This is a genomic window from Lysinibacillus sp. NPDC095746, from assembly GCF_044763535.1.
In the GTDB taxonomy this organism is placed as follows: Bacteria; Bacillota; Bacilli; order Bacillales_A; family Planococcaceae; genus Lysinibacillus.
In genome coordinates, this window is sequence record NZ_JBIWGL010000004.1 from 95,787 (window position 1) to 113,351 (window position 17,565).

Genomic DNA, 17,565 nt, shown 5'->3' on the forward strand with positions numbered 1-17,565 from the left:
ACATCCTAAATTAGTGATGGGCGAATTGAAACTTGTACACCCTTTGGGGCATAAGCCGCAACAACTACATTGGCATGCTGCACAGTAATCCATCCAAGACCAGAGAAGACAACATCTGTTTTCGCTTCTTTAATAGAGAACTCATGACGCACTAATGGCGGTAGCTGTTCGATAAATTCAGCAGTTGGAGGTGCTAGCAATTCACCCTTATGCTCTGCATACAATGTATCTGCCTTCTCAAGCTTTGTTCGGTGTATTGGCAAGTCATTTGCCACGTGTACCGTAAATGCCGAACGTTCTCCTTGAATAAAGTCAAAACGAGCAAGGGCGCCAATAAATAATGCTTGTCCAGCATTTTGTTGATACACTTTTGGCTTTATTTCTTTTTTAGGCATAATATATTTTAATTCGCTTGCATCAATATGGTGTGCCATCTGATGGTGATTAATAATTCCCGGTGTGTCATATAATGCACTACCATCATCTAATGGAATTTCAATCATATCTAAAGTGGTACCTGGGAAATGAGAAGTTGTAATAATCTCACCTTCACCAGTAGCCTGCTTGATAATGCGATTAATGAACGTGGATTTCCCAACATTTGTACAACCTACAACGTACACATTTTGTCCATTACGATACTCATCAATGGCTTCCATTGCTTCGGCCATCCCTTTACCTTTATGGGCACTCACTAGAAGTACATCTACAGGTTGTAGACCGAGAGCCTTTGCTTCACGTTTTAGCCAATTAATCACTTTTTTCGGTTTCACAGATTTCGGTAATAAATCGGCTTTGTTCGCGATTAATAACACAGGATTTTTACCTACGAAGCGGTGAAGTCCTGGTAGCCAGCTCCCATTGAAGTCAAATATATCAACAATTTTTACGATTAAGCCTTGCTGTGTTCCAAGACCGTTTAAAATGCGTAAAAAGTCGTCATCTGTTAATGACACTGGTTGAATTTCATTATAATTTTTCAAACGGAAGCAACGTTGGCAAATGACCACGTCTTTTTCCAATGATGATGGGGGTGCATACCCAACTGCTGTTTTATCTTCTGTTTGAATTGTTGTACCACAGCCAATACAATTTGGCATTTCGTTCATTCTTTTTCCTCCCAAGTACTGATTCCTTTTCGTTTTAAATTATTGAACACACGACGCTCAATAAATCGGTTGAATTTTGTTACGAGCCCATCTGATTGTGCAACTGGTTTTACTAGTACCGTATGCAAACCTAAGCGATTTGCGCCCATTACATCTGTTAGTAGCTGGTCTCCTACCATTACTACCTCCTGTGGTCGTAGCCCTAATTGAACAATTGCACTATAAAAGGCATTACGAAGTGGCTTTCTCGCCTTATGAATATAAGGAATACCTAATGGCTCAGCAAATTGTTTAACACGCGCCTCTTTGTTATTCGACGCAATTATTACACGAATGCCTGATTCTTTCATTATGCGCAGCCAAATAATAAGCTCTTCCGTTGCATCTGCACGGTCCCATTCCACAAGCGTATTATCTAAATCCGTAATAATCCCTTTAATACCTAAGTCTTGAAGCTTTTCCGGCGTAATTTCATAAATACTCGTGACAAATTCATCTGGTAATAAAAAATTATACAAAATAGCGACCCCTAATCTAAACGTATTATTCGACCATTATAGCATATTTGCGAAAGCTTCACCCATTCGAATTGGGCTTCCTTGTACAACATTTTCCGTAAATTCTATAGCATCCTTTTCAAACAGCATAACGACTGTTGAGCCGAATGAAAAATATCCGACTTCTTCACCCTTATGCCACTGTGTTGTTGTATTAGTGAGCATGATAGAGTTTACAAAGGTAGCACCAACTTTAATAAATGCTATTTGCTGATCATTCGCGACTTTAAGCTCTGTTACTGAACGATAATTGTGTGAAATAGGTTTTTTACCGTATGTAAGACCGAGCTGGTTAACAGGATAAGATTTTTGGCCAAGTGTATATTGTCTTAGCACTTCCCCATCAATCGGGCTATGAATACGGTGATAATCTGCAGGACTCAAGTAAAACACGATAAAATGTCCATCAGCATATTGTGAGGCACGTTCTGCATTGCCGAGTAAATCATGTAAAGCATAAGGCTTACCCTTTACATGAAATGTCATATCCCATTCGATACGTCCAAAGGATTCCACTTTGGCATCCACTGGACTTACATAAGTAGTGGGATTTTGTTCAATTGGACGTGCATCTTTTAAAAGCTCTCTTGTAAAAAAATCATGTAAACTCGAAAATTGTTGTTGTTGTTTTGAAACCTCTTCAAGATTAATGTCGTATACTTTCATGTAACTAGGAATAATTCGTTTACTCCACTTTGCTTTTGCAATAGATTGCAAAAGATGGGAGGATTGCTTGCCATTTGTTAATTCAATCAAGCGTTGATATAGTTTTTCTTTCATAAAACAAAACCCCTATCGATTAATTTAGACTGTCAATTTTTTCGCATTCGAAGTATAATGGTACAATATCTTAAGTGCAAAGGAGTGATCCCCCTTGTTTTTTTATCACAAGTTGGTGGATACCACGGTTAAGAAAATGAAATCGCAAGCAGCAAACTTTATCACAATCAGTAATATGTCCTTCGGCGGCGCGGCCATAATGGCTACACTACACGAATACTATAGCTACAGTGTCTTGTTTATCTTTATCGCAGCCCTTCTTGATCGTTATGATGGAAAGGTAGCTAGAGCACTCGGACAAGTGTCTGATCTAGGTAAACAATTAGATTCTATGAGTGATATTATATCATTTGGTGTGGCGCCTGCATTATTAATGTATAAAGTTGTCTTAGTCGACTTTGGTTTCGTCGGCATGACGATGACAGTACTATACATCATCTGCGGTGCGATGAGATTAGCTCGCTTCAATATTACTGAAGCAAACGGCTATTTTACAGGGTTACCAATTACAGCGGCAGGTACGATCTTAACTTTAACGTATTTTGCATCTAATACGTTCCACCCGGCATTTTATCTTTTCCTATTCCCAATACTAGCATTACTAATGATTAGTACAATCTCGTTAAAAAAAGTGTAACAGCGCATTTGCTGTTGCACTTTTTTTCATTTAACACAGTTTTATAACATATACTGTCGAAAAATGGGGAAAGGATGAAATCATTCAATGAGCGGAATTTTTACATCTATGTTGCAGTTATGGCTTGAGATCCCAGCGTTACTTGGCTATTTAAAGGGGCAAACATTCCATAAACCCTTTTCAAAAGAAGAGGAAGCTGCTTGTATTGAACGATTTTTAGGCGGTGATGAGCAAGCGCGTCTTGATCTAATTGAACGCAATATGAGACTCGTCGCACACGTTGTGAAAAAATTCCACCCAAAACATGAACAACTTGATGATTATATTTCCATCGGTACTATTGGTCTGATGAAAGCCGTTGAAAGTTATACTCCTGACAAAAAAACCCGTCTTGCCACTTATGCCGCCCGTTGTATCGAAAATGAAATTTTAATGCATCTGCGTACACAGAAAAAAGTGCAAAAAGATGTTAGCTTATTTGAGCCAATCGGTACAGATAAAGATGGTAATGCACTACAAATACGAGATCTTTTACAATGCGATGAAGAAAGTGCAACAGAAAAACTTGAACATAAAGAGCATGTTGCACAACTATATCATTATTTGCATATGCTTGACGAACGTGAACTCGAAATTGTTACACTCCGCTATGGTCTAAACCAGCAAGATGCACTTACGCAAAAAGAAATCGCTGCACGTTTAAATATTTCTCGTAGTTATGTATCTCGCATTGAAAAACGAGCACTTATTAAACTCTATCAATTATATAAACGAGATCAAAAGATAATTGAGTAATATATTGTAAATTGATACTTATAAAAATTCAACAACCTCATTACTTTATTGTGCAATTAATCTTGTATTTTTTGTTACAAAAGTACCCCTTAGGCTTATCACCATAACGTAGAGTTGATTTCCGTTACGACTGAGCGCTTTCCTAGGGCATCTGATGAGCCACTTGGGTCAACAAACTTTTCAGTAATTTGCCCACCCTTAGAAGTTGCATAAATAAAAAAAGCTCTCTTGCGTCATTAAATGTCGCGAGAGAGCTTTCTCTTTAATGAAATTCTGTAGCTTCTGAAAGTTCTACTGAAATAAGTGTACCGAGTAACATCGTTATAATGACTACACCTGCTGTTAAAAATAGCATTATGAATGCCTCCCATCTAAATATGAAGAGATTTATTTAACAACAGTTTAGCATTAGCGAGACCTTTAAACTGTGATTTTTCTCACACTAAAAGCCACTCATTTTGACTATTTTGTGTAGTTTATTTCACTAAATTATTAGACTTATAATGATTCGATAGCTTTTAGTACGATTTGTGTTGAATGCTTTGCAGCTACTGGTAAAAACTCATCGAAGCTAAGATTCGATTCTTTTCCAGCAATATCTGATAAAGCACGAATAACAACAAATGGAGTACCAAATTGATAACATACTTGTGCAACTGCCGCTGCTTCCATCTCTACTGCCTTCATTTGCGGGAAATGACGACGGACAGCTTCTACACGAACAGGATCATTCATAAAGGCATCACCTGAGCAAATTAAACCAATACCATATTGGTGCTCTCCAACAGCCTTTACAGCCTCTTCAGCAACTTTCATAAGTTTTTCATCCGATTTATAAGCTGCTGGCATACCTGCCATCTGCCCCATTTCATAACCGAAAATCGTGACATCTACATCATGATGACGAACTTCATCTGAAATAACGACTGCGCCAACTTCAAGAGTTTCATCATAGCCTCCGGCAGAGCCCGTATTAATGACTACGTCAGGCTTGAATTCATGTAATAGAATAGTAGTTGACATTGCGGCATTCACTTTACCAATACCACTTTTTAATAACACTACCTCTTTCCCTTTATAAGTTCCTGTTGTATACTCACTGCCTGCGATTGTTGTGCTTGTTGCTTGCTCTAACGATGCTCGTAAAAGCTCAACTTCCTCTTCCATTGCGCCAATTACTGCAATTTTCATTTCTCTGTTACTTCCCTTCTATATTCAACTCTATTAAAAATAATAAAATGAATTATTTTCGTCAATAGGCGCCGTTTAATGTATTTAGTTGTTCAAGTTTTACTGGTGTCCAGCCTTCGTTGTCAACCCATTCCATGCTAACACGATACATTTTTGTCTTATCATTCGTTGAAACTGTTGCAATAGCCGAATTAGCGCTACCATTGTTCCCCATACGCCAAATAATCATATTGTCCTTTTCGATGCCTGTAACGGCCACAACCGTTGCTACCTTTTCAGCCCAGTCTACAGATTTCTCATCGTAAGAAGACACATGCTGACCTGTTTGTGTTGTAGGTGTAGGTTCCCAATCTTTATTTGTTATGACCTTGTCAACAATTGGATTGTCTGAAGTAGTTTCAGTAGTAGAGTCCTGTTTAGATGGTTGAGATTCGTCTGTTGGCTCTTCCTTTGCTAGTTTTTCCTCCTGAGCTGATTCATCATTTTTTTGCTCTTTAGAAGGCTCTTCCTTCACATCTTTTTTATCGTTCTTCTGCTCCTGTATTGGCTCGTCTTTTTCAGCTTTTCCTGCATCATCCTGCCATTTAAACACAAATGTTGCTGTTATAATAATTAATATCACGACAATACCAATTAAAACATTCAATAGTTTATCTAGCTTTTTATTACGAGATGGCTGCAAATGACGACTGCTTCGAGTTTTTCGTTCACTCATGAAGTCTCCCCCTCTCTAGCCAATATTCTATCAAGTTCAACAGTACTTGCAAAATAATTGTGCTCATATTTTTTTCAGAGAGAAAAATATACCTATCTCGCCTTATTTCCCCATAGTTTTTTCCCTTGATTTAAATACTTACATAGATGTTTAAATCAGGATCAATTTCCCTTTGGCGTATATTGTTGTTATTGCTCTCGCTTTCACACAGACAATGCAGAAGATAAAAGCAGCTAGCTCTCCTTAAAGATAAGCTAACTGCTTGTACCAAAATTATTTTATTGAAATAATTTTAACTTTCATTTCACCACCAGGTGTTTGTACGACAACTTCTTCGCCCTCAGCACGGCCTAGTAAGCCTTTAGCAATTGGTGATTCATTTGAAATACGGAATTCCATTGGATCTGCCTCAGCCGAACCAACAATTGTATATGATTCCTCATCTGTTGATGGTTTCCCATTAATAACTTCTACAAATGTAACCGTTTTCCCTAGTGATACTACACTGTTGTCTGTTTCGTCCTCAGAAATAATAACTGCGTTACGAATCATAGATTTTAATGTAGAAATTCGACCTTCTAAAAAGGCTTGTTCTTCTTTTGCAGAATCATACTCAGCATTTTCAGAAAGATCCCCGAAATCGCGAGCAATTTTAATACGTTCTACGATTTCCTTACGTGTTTCCGTTTCTAATTTCACTAATTCTTCTTCTAATTTTCTTTTACCTTCAGCTGTCATTGGGTACTGTTTTTCATTTGCCAAAGTTCCTCACTCCTTGTTTTCGTCAATATAAAAACATAAAACTCGATTAAGTGGCTTAGTGGATGCACTTAATCGAATTTTATTATTTTTAAACGGTTTCAAATTACTCTTTGACCTAATAGTATGCATGCCTTTCTGAAATATGTACAGATATGCATGTAAATATTGTCAATACCACTCTATCTTATTACAATACGTTGTCGGTTTCAAGGATAGTTTTAATCTTAGTTACCATTAAATCAATCGCAACCTCATTATCCCCGCCTTCTGGAATAATAATATCGGCATAACGTTTCGTCGGTTCAATAAACAGATTATGCATTGGACGCACTGCCGATAAATATTGGTCGATTACAGAATCTGTAGTACGTCCACGCTCTTTTATATCACGCATTATACGACGAATAATACGTAAATCTGAGTCCGTATCTACAAATAATTTAATGTCCATTAAATCACGTAAATCTGCATCTTCTAACACTAAAATACCTTCTAGTATAATAACATCTACAGGCTCTACATGAATAACTTCTCTTGCTCTTGTATGCTGCACATAATCATATACCGGCTTTTCAATTGATTGGCGGACCAATAATTTTTTTATGTGTTCAATTAACAAATCGTTATCAAATGCTAACGGATGGTCATAATTTGTACCTAAACGCTCCTCAAACGTTAAATGACTTTGGTCTTTATAATAAAAATCTTGTTCAATTACTACAACTGAATGATCGCGGAAAACATCATAAATAGCACGTGTCACACTCGTTTTTCCCGAACATGAACCACCAGCAATTCCGATGACGACTGGACGCTTTGCTACCATTAATTATTCTCCTTTCGCATCATGTTATGTGGTTTTAATGGGGTATCGCATTTAAATTTAACAATTTGTAATGGGTGACGTGCAGCATCTAAGCTATTGCCATCCTCATCCCAAATTTCACCCATTGTAAAACGGAAATTATCAATTTCTGGTCCAAAGAATTCTACCTCATCACCAGGTTTAAAATAGTTCCGTTGTTGCATTGTCACAATTTTTGTTTCAGGGTCATGCTCTAAAATTAAACCAGCAAACTCATAAGTCGTTTTACGGCCGTGTACACCAAACATTTGCTCCTCGTGCCCAGGAGCATCATGGAAGAATGCTTCAGCGGTATCACGGTTAGCACATTTGTCTAGTTCTTCTAGCCATTCACGTTTAATTTTAAAGTTTTCAGGGTCAGCACAATAAGCATCAATCACTTTACGGTACACTGAAATAACTGTAGCAACATAATGAATTGATTTCATACGACCTTCCACTTTTAATGAATCAATACCAAGTTCAATCATATGTGGAATTGCTTCAATCAGCTTTAAGTCTTTCGGACTCATTGCAAAAGGTGCGTGATTATCATCGAAAAGTGCCTTTTCTTCGCCATCTTCTAGCTCATATAAATCATAGTCCCAGCGGCAAGATTGACAGCAACCACCACGGTTAGAGTCACGAGCAGTCATGTGATTTGACAATACACAGCGACCAGAATAGGCGATACACATTGCTCCATGAACGAATGCCTCAATTTCAATATCGACTTTTTCCTTCATTAGCTTCATTTCTTCGCCGCCTACTTCACGTGCTAATACTACACGATGTAAGCCTTCTTCTTTCCAATACTGCACTGCCTTCCAGTTCGATAAAGATTGCTGTGTAGAAAGGTGAATTTCAAGCTTTGGTGCAGCTGTACGGCATGTTTCAATGATTAGTGGATCCGCTACAATAATGCCTGTAACACCCGCAGATTCAATATCTTGTAAATATTGCTCTAAGCCGTCCATATTTTCATTGTGGGCGAAAATATTTGTCGTAACATATATTTTGGCACCATATTTATTGGCGAATTCAACACCTTCGCGCATTTCTTCAATTGAGAAGTTATCTGCGTTTGAACGTAGACCGAACTCTCGTCCACCAATAAATACAGCATCCGCTCCATAATGAACTGCTACTTTTAATTTTTCTAAACTACCTGCAGGGGCAAGTAGCTCTGGTTTTTTTGTGATGACACGTTTACCGTCTACAATTTCACGGATTTTGTCATTTTGTTCTAATGCTAATGCCATGTTCTTGCCACCTCCTAGTAAACTGTTTCCTTGAAGATAAAGCCAGTATCAAGAGGTCTGATGGCAGGCTGAATATCTTCAATTTTAGCTAATAAATCATCTTTAATATCTTCATACGCATCTGCTGATTCGTCAAAATATGTGTCAATTGCTTTTCGATAAGCTTCTGTTACTGTGATCACATATTCTGGCGTTTGAAGAACACCCTCAATTTTCAATGCATCAATGTTACCTTCAAATAATTCGCCAAGCTCATCGATAATGCACATATCGTTTGGGCTAAAAATATGCGTACCGTTAGCATCCTCATAAATTGGATATTTATTATTTCGTTCATCATCATGAAGGAACATATTGCGATTTTCCTTACGATTTTCAATTTCCATTACTTTATCCTGATATAAGAAATAATGGCCTAGTAATGGACGTTTTGATTGGAACATACATGTCATTCCATGTACTTGAACCTCAATCTCAACTTCTGTATTTTCTTTAATTTCTAGCACTTCATCTAAAGAAAGTTCACGTGAAAGCACTGCGCGAGTTGCTCCGCGTTTTCCCCAATAATTTGCAGTAAACCAGTTCGTTGCAGTCGTTTCCGGATTCCAGTGTAGCGGTATTGTTACACCTTGCTCACGACGGATGATTAATACTGCTGGATCACCATAAATTAAACGGTCAACACCAATACGTTGCATTTCTTTTAAATATTCGGCAAGCGCATCCAATTTTTCATTATGGAATAGCGCATTTACCGCAACATAAACCTTTTTACCCGCGGCATGAATTAGCTTTGTAGCTTCTTCCACTTCACTCACAGAAAATTCTCCTGCTAGGCGCAGACCAAATTGTTGTTCACCAATGACAAAAGCATCTGCTCCAGCCTGTAAAAGTGCTTTAACATGGTCCACCGATTGCGGTGTAACAAGCAATTCAGGTTTTTTCATAATAGTCACCTCTTCAAACATAATAATAAACCATCACCAACTGGTAAAAACGCACTTGTATAATCAGGGTGCTGCATAATCCATTCGGTGAAGTTTTTTAAATTGCGAATCATTGTACGCTTACGACGCGGTACATCTTTTAAATCCAAATCTGATAGGCCATGCATATACATATTATCGATATACAGAACTCCGCCAGATTTTACAAGAGGTGCATACTTTTCAAAAAAGCGTTGATATTGTCCCTTTGCAGCATCGATAAAAACAGCATCGAAGGTCGTTTGAATTGCTTCATCATTCACTTCTAAGGCGTCACCTTCAATGACTGTAATACGATCTGATACTGTAGAACGTTCAATATAAGCCTTTGCTCTTGCAACACGCTCTGCATCACGTTCGATTGTAACGATTTGCACATTTGGTATAGCCTCTGCCATCCTTATTGCAGAATAACCAATTGCTGTACCAATCTCTAAAATTTTCGACGGATTTTGAATACGTAGCAATTGATTTAGTGCATCAATGCCTGAAAGTTGCATAATCGGCACATGATTCTCCTCCGCAAATGCTTCCATCTCTAAAAGCAATTCATTACGTGGTTGAATAAATGATTGTATATATGCATCTGATAATTCCATTTTTTAGTTCACCCTCATATCAATTATGCCTCGGCATAATTGCCGCTGTCGCTACGCTTTTGCGCAGATAAACAATGCTTCCGGAATCAGCTTTGTGCTTAGGCCTGCATGAGGGCCGACACGATGTCGGACATTTCGGTAATGCTACAGGACGTGACATTTTTACCGATACAGTTCAGTTAGCCGTTCTCGCATCGATGCGATAATTTTAGGCTAATATCCTTTAAGAACTCCACTCCGATTCCGTGACATTCGCCGGAGGCGCAACGAGCAATACTCGTTGTCTGTACTTCATCATTTAGCAACAAAAAGAAAAAGACCAAACGTGATGTCTTGGTACTTCGTCATACAAAAATGAGCAATTGTTTTTATAAGCTCAGAAACAATTGCCACCACGTATATTATTCCGCATTAACGGACTGATTGAATTTTTTCCATGCGGATTGATTAAAAATCACAATTTATAATAGCACGAAAATAGAAGGAAAGCTATTTTTCTTTCCTTCTATCCACATTATTGCTATTTATTTTTTCTATTTTAAGTACTTACTCAGCTTTTTTTATATATTTATCTACTTTCAGTAAATGTTCATCATACGTTTTCGAGAAGTGGTTGACACCTTTTTTATCCGCTAAGAAGTATAGATAGTCCGTTTTACTTGGATTAAGCACTGCTTCAATCGAAGTTTTTCCTGCTCCCGCAATCGGACCTGGTGGTAAGCCTTTATTTTTGTAAGTATTATAGGCATTATCTACTTCTAAATCTTTATAAAGGACACGATCTTTATGGGAACCAAGTGCATATAAAACAGTTGGATCTGTTTGTAATGGCATCCCTTGTTCGATACGGTTATAGAATACGCTCGCAATCGTTTCTCGATCTGTCTGGGCAGTAGCTTCTCTTTCCAATAATGAAGCAAATGTTAATAATTGATGTACTGACATTTTCTTTTCAGTTAGAGCATCGTTGTAATTTTTCACAACCTTGTCCATTGCTCCTATCATTTCGTCTACAATGGATTCTAATGATGGTTTTTCTTCAAAATAAGAATAAGTTGCAGGGAATAAATAACCTTCTAAATCATATCGGATTTTATCAGCTAAAACCGCATCTGTCACAAGCTCAGGGTATTTAGCCTTCATTTGTTGTACAAACGCATCGCTTGTTACTAAATCCATAAATTCTTTTTGAGTGTAAGGCGTTTTCTTTTCCACTATATTACCAATTTGTTCAAGTGTTAAACCTTCAGGAATTGTCATTGTAAAGACTGGTGTACGATAAACCTTCCCTGTTTTTAAACTTTCGATTAGCTCATCCAATGTCATCGCTTGTGTTAAATCATAGTTTCCTGCTTGGAACTGGGATTCATTTTTAAATTTAGCATAATATTTAAAAACACGAGCATCTTTAATTACCCCTTTTTCCTCTAATAGAGTTGAAATAGAGCTTAAAGTTGAGCCTATCGGTACTTCAACTGCTATTGTTTTAGTTGCATCTGGATCTACTGGTTTTAAGGCACTCTTCACATAACTATAACCAAGTAAACCGACAATCCCAGATATTAAAACAAAAGCAATTGCTACAATAGCAACGATTTTTCTCACAATTTTTACCTCGGATTTTCTTTCTTGCATTTTCGCAAGCATTTCTTGTTTTTTCGAACCGTTATTCACGGGTTTCCCCCCTATCACTCCATTATCATACTAGAAATCAACTTTCACGACAAACAGAAATAGAAAATCAGTAAAAATAGATCACATAAAAAGAGATTCCGACAAAAGAATGTAATAAATCAACATTGATTTACAGTCAACAAACTAAATTACTAGAGAAATCTAGATGGATGCTTGACACATATTAGGAACAGAAAGCCCAGGAGAAAAACAAAAATCTGCTCACTATATCATTAGCAGATTCAATAATATTCTCTTCACCTCAACGGTTGGAAAACTTACTCTATCAAAGTTTTGCCTCGCCATAATATTGTCTACAATCGGCTTTGTACTTAGGCCGACACGATGTCAGTCACTCAGTCGTATTTGTCCTCATTCTATTTCCTCCTTTTCAAATTAACTTACTTGTTTTAATTTAAAGCAAGTTTTATCTTTACCCGTAATTGAGGATAATACAAAAGCAGAAAAATTCCATTTTATCTGTTAAAATAAATAAATTAGTTCGAAAATACATAAATTCAGTTTTATGTTTTTAGCTACGTCACAAAAAACTCCGAGTAGCATTTTACCACTCGGAGTTCTAATTATAATTCATTTAATACATCTTCAACAAATGCCCATTCTTCATCTGTTTCAATCGGTAATAATTCATCAATCGTTCCGTCATTTCCAGAGACATATTGTGAAGCAAAAATATCTCTTTCCTCTATTGGCTCGTCCGTTGCCAGAACATAAAGTACATAGGATTTGCCAAATTGTTCAGATGAAAATGTATGAATAACCTCACAAACCTGATCTGTCCCATCCTCATCTGTTATTGTAAATAGTTGCGGCTCTTCTTCAAATTCGTCTAAAAGTGTCAGAACTACCTCATTAATCATTTCCCATTCTGCATCTGTTTCTACAGGCTGTAAATTTGTCATTTCTCCATTGTTATCATCATAATCAAATGTCATTGCAGAAATATCTCCAGGAATGTCATTACCATTGTCGTCGATTAACGAAAACAATACATATGATTTTTCATCTGCATCGAAAGTGAAGACAACACGACATTTTTGCTCCTTGCCATTTTCCGCTACTATAAGAAATTCTTGCGTTTCCTCGTTCATTCAATGTCCTCCTTTTAACTATGGTTCAAATTTTGAAGCGAGTCCTTAAAAAGATATATTTTTCACCAACTCGTCTTACAACCTTATAGCTTCATTCTTTCTAAAGTAAAAAAGGAACAAGGAGTGCTTGGTGCCATCCTTGTTCCACACTTATAAAGAACGATGATTATTCTTCGTCTTCATCCTCTAAAGCGTTTAATACGTCTTCTACCATATCCCACTCTGCTTCAGTTTCGATTGGTGTTAATTCACCATCTTCACCATTTTCAGATGGAACGAATGAAGATACGAAGATTTCTACAGAGCCATCCTCATCTTCTTCTGCGCCTACCATAGAGTAAAATACGTATGATTTGCCAAATTCAGCCGATTCATGTACGTGGATTACTTCACAAAGCTGTTCATTTCCGTTCTCGTCAATCACTGTAATGTGTTGTACGTGTAATTCTTCTTCATGGTTATGCTCGTGTGCCATGTAATTGTCACCTCATCAATTAATTTTTGCTATCTAAGTAGCCTTGTAAAATCATCACAGCAGCCATTTTATCAATGACTTGCTTTCGCTTTTTGCGACTCACATCTGCTTCGATTAGCATACGCTCTGCAGCCATCGTCGTTAAACGTTCATCCCAAAGCTTGACCGGTAGTGAAAATGTTTCTTCTAAAAGCTTTTTATAATTTTCAGAAGCCTCGCCACGCGGTCCCACCGTATTATTCATGTTTTTCGGGTATCCTACTACAAATTCTGTTATAGCATACTCCTTTACTAACTCGGCTATACGGTCAATGCCGAACTCGCCGTTAGTTTCATCAATTTTTACGGTTTCAATACCTTGGGCTGTCCACCCTAAAGCATCACTAACAGCAACGCCAACGGTTTTTGACCCAACGTCTAATCCCATAATTCTCATTTCTAGTCCTCGTTGTTCTTTTTAATATAAAACTTAACAAGCTCTTCTAGAATTTCGTCACGCTCAAGCTTGCGAATTAAATTACGAGCATCCTGATGGCGAGGAATATACGCCGGATCACCAGAAAGTAAATAACCGACAATCTGATTGATAGGGTTATATCCCTTTTCCTCTAATGAAGAATGTACTTTCAACATTACCTGCTTGACTTCCTGTTCCATTGATTCTTCTGGAAAATTAAATTTCATAGTTTGATCAAATGAACTCATGACCAGCACCTCGCTTTCAGAAATAAGGAGATGTGCAAAAGCTCATCTCCAATTTCTCTTTATTATAACATGTTTTGGCGTATTATCAATTATGCCTCGGCATAATTGCTTCCGGAATCGGCTTTGTGTTTAGGCCTGCGTGAGGGCCGACACGATGTCGGTCATTTCGGTAATGCCACAGGACGTGGCGTTTTTACCGATGCAAGTCAGTTAGCCGTTATCGCATGGATGCGATGATCTTAGGCTAACATCCACTAAAAACTCCTTTTCCGATTCCGTGACATCCGCCGGAGGCTTTAACTTCTTTTCGCTGAAAAAAGTTAAATGGATTTAACATAATCATACACAGAAAGTAATGCTTCATCAAGTTTGGACGCTTCTTTCGCACCTGCCATCGCCATATCTGGACGACCGCCACCTTTACCACCACATGCTTCAGCTACCATTTTTACGATATTTCCTGCGTGGTAATTACCTCCAACTAAATCTTTTGTTACACCAGCACATAGCATAACTTTTTCGCCATCGACAGCACCAAGAACGATAACAGCTTTAGGCATTTTTGCTTTTAAGTCGTCCATCATTTGACGAAGTTGATTATTGTCCTTCGCCTCAACTTTAGTAGATAAAACAGTTACATCCCCAAAAGTTTGCGCTGCGTCCACAATTGCGCCTGCTTGTGCATTCGCGATTTTTTGTGATAATGCCTCATTTTCACGTTGTAAATCTTTGTAGTCAGCTTGTAACGCTTGTACTTTTGTCACAATATCTTTTGAATTTGCTTTTAATAATGCTGCAGCCTCGTTTAATAGAGCTTCTTCCTCTTTTACTGCTTCATAAGCAACTTTACCTGTCACAGCCTCGATACGACGTGTACCCGCACCGATACCGCCTTCTGAAACAATTTTGAAGAAACCAATTTCAGAAGAACGTTTTACGTGAATACCACCACAAAGCTCAATAGAATAGTCACCAATTGAAACAACGCGAACGATATCGCCATATTTCTCACCGAATAGCGCCATTGCTCCCATAGCTTTCGCTTCATCGATGCCTTTTTCTTCAATAACGACCTCTATATCATCCCACACTTTTTCATTAACAATACGTTCAATTTGTTGTAATTCCTCTTTTGTCACTTGTCCGAAGTGAGAGAAGTCAAAGCGTAAGCGATCAGGTCCTACATATGATCCTGCTTGGCTAACATGGTCGCCCAGTACATCTTTTAGCGCACGTTGCATAATATGTGTTGCTGTATGGTTTTTAATAATTAAATTACGTTCTTCACGGCTAACTACCGCTTTCACAGCATCTTCAACTTGCATTTCGCCAGATTCTACAAGTACAGTATGAAGCGGCTGACCATTTGGAGCTTTTTGTACATCTTTTACAATAGCAGTAAAGCTATCATTAGAAATAACACCGCTATCCGCAATTTGACCACCCATTTCAGCATAGAATGGTGTTTTAGCTAAAATAACTAATGCTTCTTGCCCTTCAGATGCTACCTTTGACACTTGCCCATTGACAATGATCGCTGCAATTTCTGTATTTGTCGTTAATGTATCATAACCAACAAATTCACTCGCAACCGTCAAGTTTGCTAGCACTTCGTTTTGTACTTGCATAGAATCCACATCTTGACGAGCTGCACGTGCGCGTTCACGTTGTTCTTCCATTGCTGCTTCAAAGCCTTCATGATCTACCTTCATGTCTACTTCTTCTGCATACTCTTCTGTTAATTCGATTGGGAAACCATAAGTATCATATAATCGGAATGCATCTGCACCTGGAATATAGTCATGGCCAGCTGCTTTTTGAGCTTCTACTACTTCGTTAAAAATAGCAAGACCACCGTCTAATGTTTCATGGAACCGAATTTCCTCATTTTTAATAACACGTTGAATAAACTCGCATTTTTCCGTTACTTCTGGGTAGAAATCATTCATGATTTCACCAACAGTGGGTACTAATTCAAACATAAATGGCTTTTCAATGCCGATTTGTTTTGCATAGCGCACTGCACGACGTAGTAAACGACGTAATACATAACCACGACCTTCATTTGAAGGAAGAGCACCATCACCAATGGCAAACGCCACTGTACGGATATGGTCAGCGATAACTTTAAATGGTGTATTAATATCTTCTTCTGAACCGAAGATTTCACTTAGTGCTACTTCACCTGGACGTTTGTATTTGCGATTCGCTAACTGCTCAATTTTTTCAATAATCGGCATGAATAAATCAGTATCAAAGTTCGTTGGAACATTTTGAACAACGGATACGATACGCTCTAGACCCATACCAGTATCAATATTTTGTTTTGGAAGTGGTGTATACGTACCATCAGGATTATGATTGAATTGAGAGAACACTAAGTTCCAAATTTCAAGATAACGTTCATTTTCACCACCTGGGTACATTTCTGGATCATTTTCATCTGAACCATATTCTTCCCCACGGTCATAAAAAATTTCTGAGTTAGGACCAGATGGACCTTCACCAATATCCCAGAAGTTCCCCTCAAGTCGGATTAAACGCTCTTCAGGAATACCAATTTCGTTATGCCAAACGTCATACGCCTCTTGATCTTCAGGATGGATCGTAATAGATAAAAGCTCTGGATCAAAGCCCATCCATTTTTTATCCGTTAAAAATTCCCAAGCAAAATGAATAGCTTCTTTTTTGAAGTAATCTCCAATTGAGAAGTTACCTAGCATTTCGAAAAATGTATGATGTCGAGCCGTTTTACCTACGTTTTCAATATCATTTGTACGAATTGATTTTTGTGCATTTGTAATACGTGGATTTTCAGGAATGATACGACCATCGAAATATGGTTTAAGTGTTGCAACACCTGAGTTAATCCAAAGTAATGATGGGTCATTGATTGGCACAAGTGGTGCTGATGGTTCATGATGATGACTTTTTTCTTTAAAAAATTCTAAATACATGCGTCGAATTTCTACTGCTTTCATTTGAAAAGTTCCTCCCTATATGTTTTGTAAAATCACGAAATGAATCCGCAAATCAATTTTGCCTTGGCGTAAGCTTTCACGCAGATAAACATAAAAAAGCCCCCATCCCAAAAAAGGGACGAGGACTTGTGATTTGTCTCGCGGTACCACCCTAGTTGTAAGTAAAAGTATACTTACCTCTTTAGCACTTGTAACGTAAGTGAACGGCAGGGATTAACTGCACTCTGGAGTAGCTTTCGGTATTTGCTATTGTGAGGATTTTTTCAGCCAAGAAATCCCTTTCTTTTACACGCACAAATACGTACTTTTTCCATCATCGTTTTTTACAATTTTCTAACGAGAATTATAAAAAAAATATGTTCTTCTGTCAATTGGCACAAT

The 17,565-nt window shown here is 37.8% G+C and carries 18 protein-coding genes and 1 other annotated feature; of the genes, 2 read left to right on the forward strand and 16 right to left on the reverse strand.

Annotated features, from left to right (window positions below; translation table 11 throughout):
• Positions 1-5: 5 nt before the first annotated feature.
• From yqeH to ACIQ7N_RS04630, 3 genes are read right to left on the reverse strand one after another with little or no spacing between them, the layout of a single operon-like run.
• Positions 6-1,109, reverse strand: coding sequence for a ribosome biogenesis GTPase YqeH (gene yqeH, locus ACIQ7N_RS04620; protein WP_402930514.1), 1,104 nt, complete (start codon positions 1,107-1,109; stop codon positions 6-8).
• Positions 1,106-1,627, reverse strand: coding sequence for a YqeG family HAD IIIA-type phosphatase (locus ACIQ7N_RS04625; RefSeq protein ID WP_049667747.1), 522 nt, complete (start codon positions 1,625-1,627; stop codon positions 1,106-1,108). Before ACIQ7N_RS04625 ends, yqeH begins: the two co-directional genes overlap by 4 nt.
• A gap of 36 nt (positions 1,628-1,663) precedes the next feature.
• The gene (locus ACIQ7N_RS04630) at positions 1,664-2,446 is read right to left on the reverse strand and encodes a phosphatidylserine decarboxylase (RefSeq protein ID WP_132356914.1); all 783 of its coding nucleotides are present in this window, start codon (positions 2,444-2,446) and stop codon (positions 1,664-1,666) included.
• Positions 2,447-2,582: 136 nt separating this feature from the next.
• On the opposite strand from ACIQ7N_RS04630, the gene pssA reads away from it, so the two are divergent.
• Both pssA and sigK read left to right on the forward strand, forming a co-directional pair.
• Positions 2,583-3,083: a CDP-diacylglycerol--serine O-phosphatidyltransferase gene (gene pssA, locus ACIQ7N_RS04635; RefSeq protein WP_142509087.1), complete on the forward strand. Its 501-nt coding sequence runs from the start codon at positions 2,583-2,585 to the stop codon at positions 3,081-3,083.
• An 87-nt stretch (positions 3,084-3,170) separates the two neighbouring features.
• Entirely contained in the window at positions 3,171-3,878 is a 708-nt protein-coding gene (sigK, locus tag ACIQ7N_RS04640) for an RNA polymerase sporulation sigma factor SigK (protein WP_053484741.1), read from the forward strand.
• A 498-nt stretch (positions 3,879-4,376) separates the two neighbouring features.
• Here the strand turns inward: sigK and mtnN are convergent, their stop codons facing one another.
• The 13 genes from mtnN to alaS all read right to left on the reverse strand — a co-directional run bounded on the left by mtnN (position 4,377) and on the right by alaS (position 17,184).
• Positions 4,377-5,069 carry a 5'-methylthioadenosine/S-adenosylhomocysteine nucleosidase gene (gene mtnN, locus ACIQ7N_RS04645; protein ID WP_402930516.1) on the reverse strand — a complete coding sequence of 231 codons (693 nt, stop codon included), beginning with the start codon at positions 5,067-5,069 and terminating at the stop codon, positions 4,377-4,379.
• A gap of 61 nt (positions 5,070-5,130) precedes the next feature.
• Complete coding sequence (locus ACIQ7N_RS04650) at positions 5,131-5,784, reverse strand: YrrS family protein (RefSeq protein WP_132356916.1); 654 nt, start codon at positions 5,782-5,784, stop codon at positions 5,131-5,133.
• Between the two features lie 273 nt (positions 5,785-6,057).
• The gene (gene greA, locus ACIQ7N_RS04655; RefSeq protein WP_049667741.1) at positions 6,058-6,546 is read right to left on the reverse strand and encodes a transcription elongation factor GreA; all 489 of its coding nucleotides are present in this window, start codon (positions 6,544-6,546) and stop codon (positions 6,058-6,060) included.
• A gap of 187 nt (positions 6,547-6,733) precedes the next feature.
• Positions 6,734-7,372: a uridine kinase gene (gene udk / locus ACIQ7N_RS04660; protein ID WP_402930517.1), complete on the reverse strand. Its 639-nt coding sequence runs from the start codon at positions 7,370-7,372 to the stop codon at positions 6,734-6,736.
• Positions 7,372-8,652: a peptidase U32 family protein gene (locus ACIQ7N_RS04665; protein ID WP_274067868.1), complete on the reverse strand. Its 1,281-nt coding sequence runs from the start codon at positions 8,650-8,652 to the stop codon at positions 7,372-7,374. The genes udk and ACIQ7N_RS04665 overlap by 1 nt, the downstream gene beginning before the upstream one ends.
• Before the next feature lie 14 nt (positions 8,653-8,666).
• Positions 8,667-9,599 (reverse strand): peptidase U32 family protein, encoded by a 933-nt coding sequence (locus ACIQ7N_RS04670; protein ID WP_132356919.1) that lies wholly within the window; start codon positions 9,597-9,599, stop codon positions 8,667-8,669.
• A 5-nt stretch (positions 9,600-9,604) separates the two neighbouring features.
• Positions 9,605-10,237: an O-methyltransferase gene (locus tag ACIQ7N_RS04675; RefSeq protein WP_132356920.1), complete on the reverse strand. Its 633-nt coding sequence runs from the start codon at positions 10,235-10,237 to the stop codon at positions 9,605-9,607.
• Positions 10,238-10,783: 546 nt separating this feature from the next.
• A complete protein-coding gene (gene mltG / locus ACIQ7N_RS04680; RefSeq protein WP_402930520.1) occupies positions 10,784-11,911 on the reverse strand; it encodes an endolytic transglycosylase MltG in 1,128 nt (375 codons plus the stop codon).
• A 584-nt stretch (positions 11,912-12,495) separates the two neighbouring features.
• Positions 12,496-13,023, reverse strand: a complete 528-nt coding sequence (locus ACIQ7N_RS04685; protein WP_402930521.1) for a DUF1292 domain-containing protein — start codon at positions 13,021-13,023, stop codon at positions 12,496-12,498.
• Positions 13,024-13,189: 166 nt separating this feature from the next.
• On the reverse strand, positions 13,190-13,498 hold the full coding sequence (locus tag ACIQ7N_RS04690) for a DUF1292 domain-containing protein (protein WP_132356923.1): 309 nt from the start codon (positions 13,496-13,498) through the stop codon (positions 13,190-13,192).
• 19 nt (positions 13,499-13,517) lie between these two features.
• Complete coding sequence (gene ruvX / locus ACIQ7N_RS04695) at positions 13,518-13,934, reverse strand: Holliday junction resolvase RuvX (RefSeq protein WP_132356924.1); 417 nt, start codon at positions 13,932-13,934, stop codon at positions 13,518-13,520.
• 2 nt (positions 13,935-13,936) lie between these two features.
• Positions 13,937-14,203, reverse strand: a complete 267-nt coding sequence (locus tag ACIQ7N_RS04700; RefSeq protein ID WP_004226839.1) for an IreB family regulatory phosphoprotein — start codon at positions 14,201-14,203, stop codon at positions 13,937-13,939.
• A gap of 320 nt (positions 14,204-14,523) precedes the next feature.
• Entirely contained in the window at positions 14,524-17,184 is a 2,661-nt protein-coding gene (gene alaS, locus ACIQ7N_RS04705; RefSeq protein WP_402930522.1) for an alanine--tRNA ligase, read from the reverse strand.
• Between the two features lie 111 nt (positions 17,185-17,295).
• Positions 17,296-17,510 (reverse strand) — a binding site (T-box leader).
• Between the last annotated feature and the right edge of the window lie 55 nt (positions 17,511-17,565).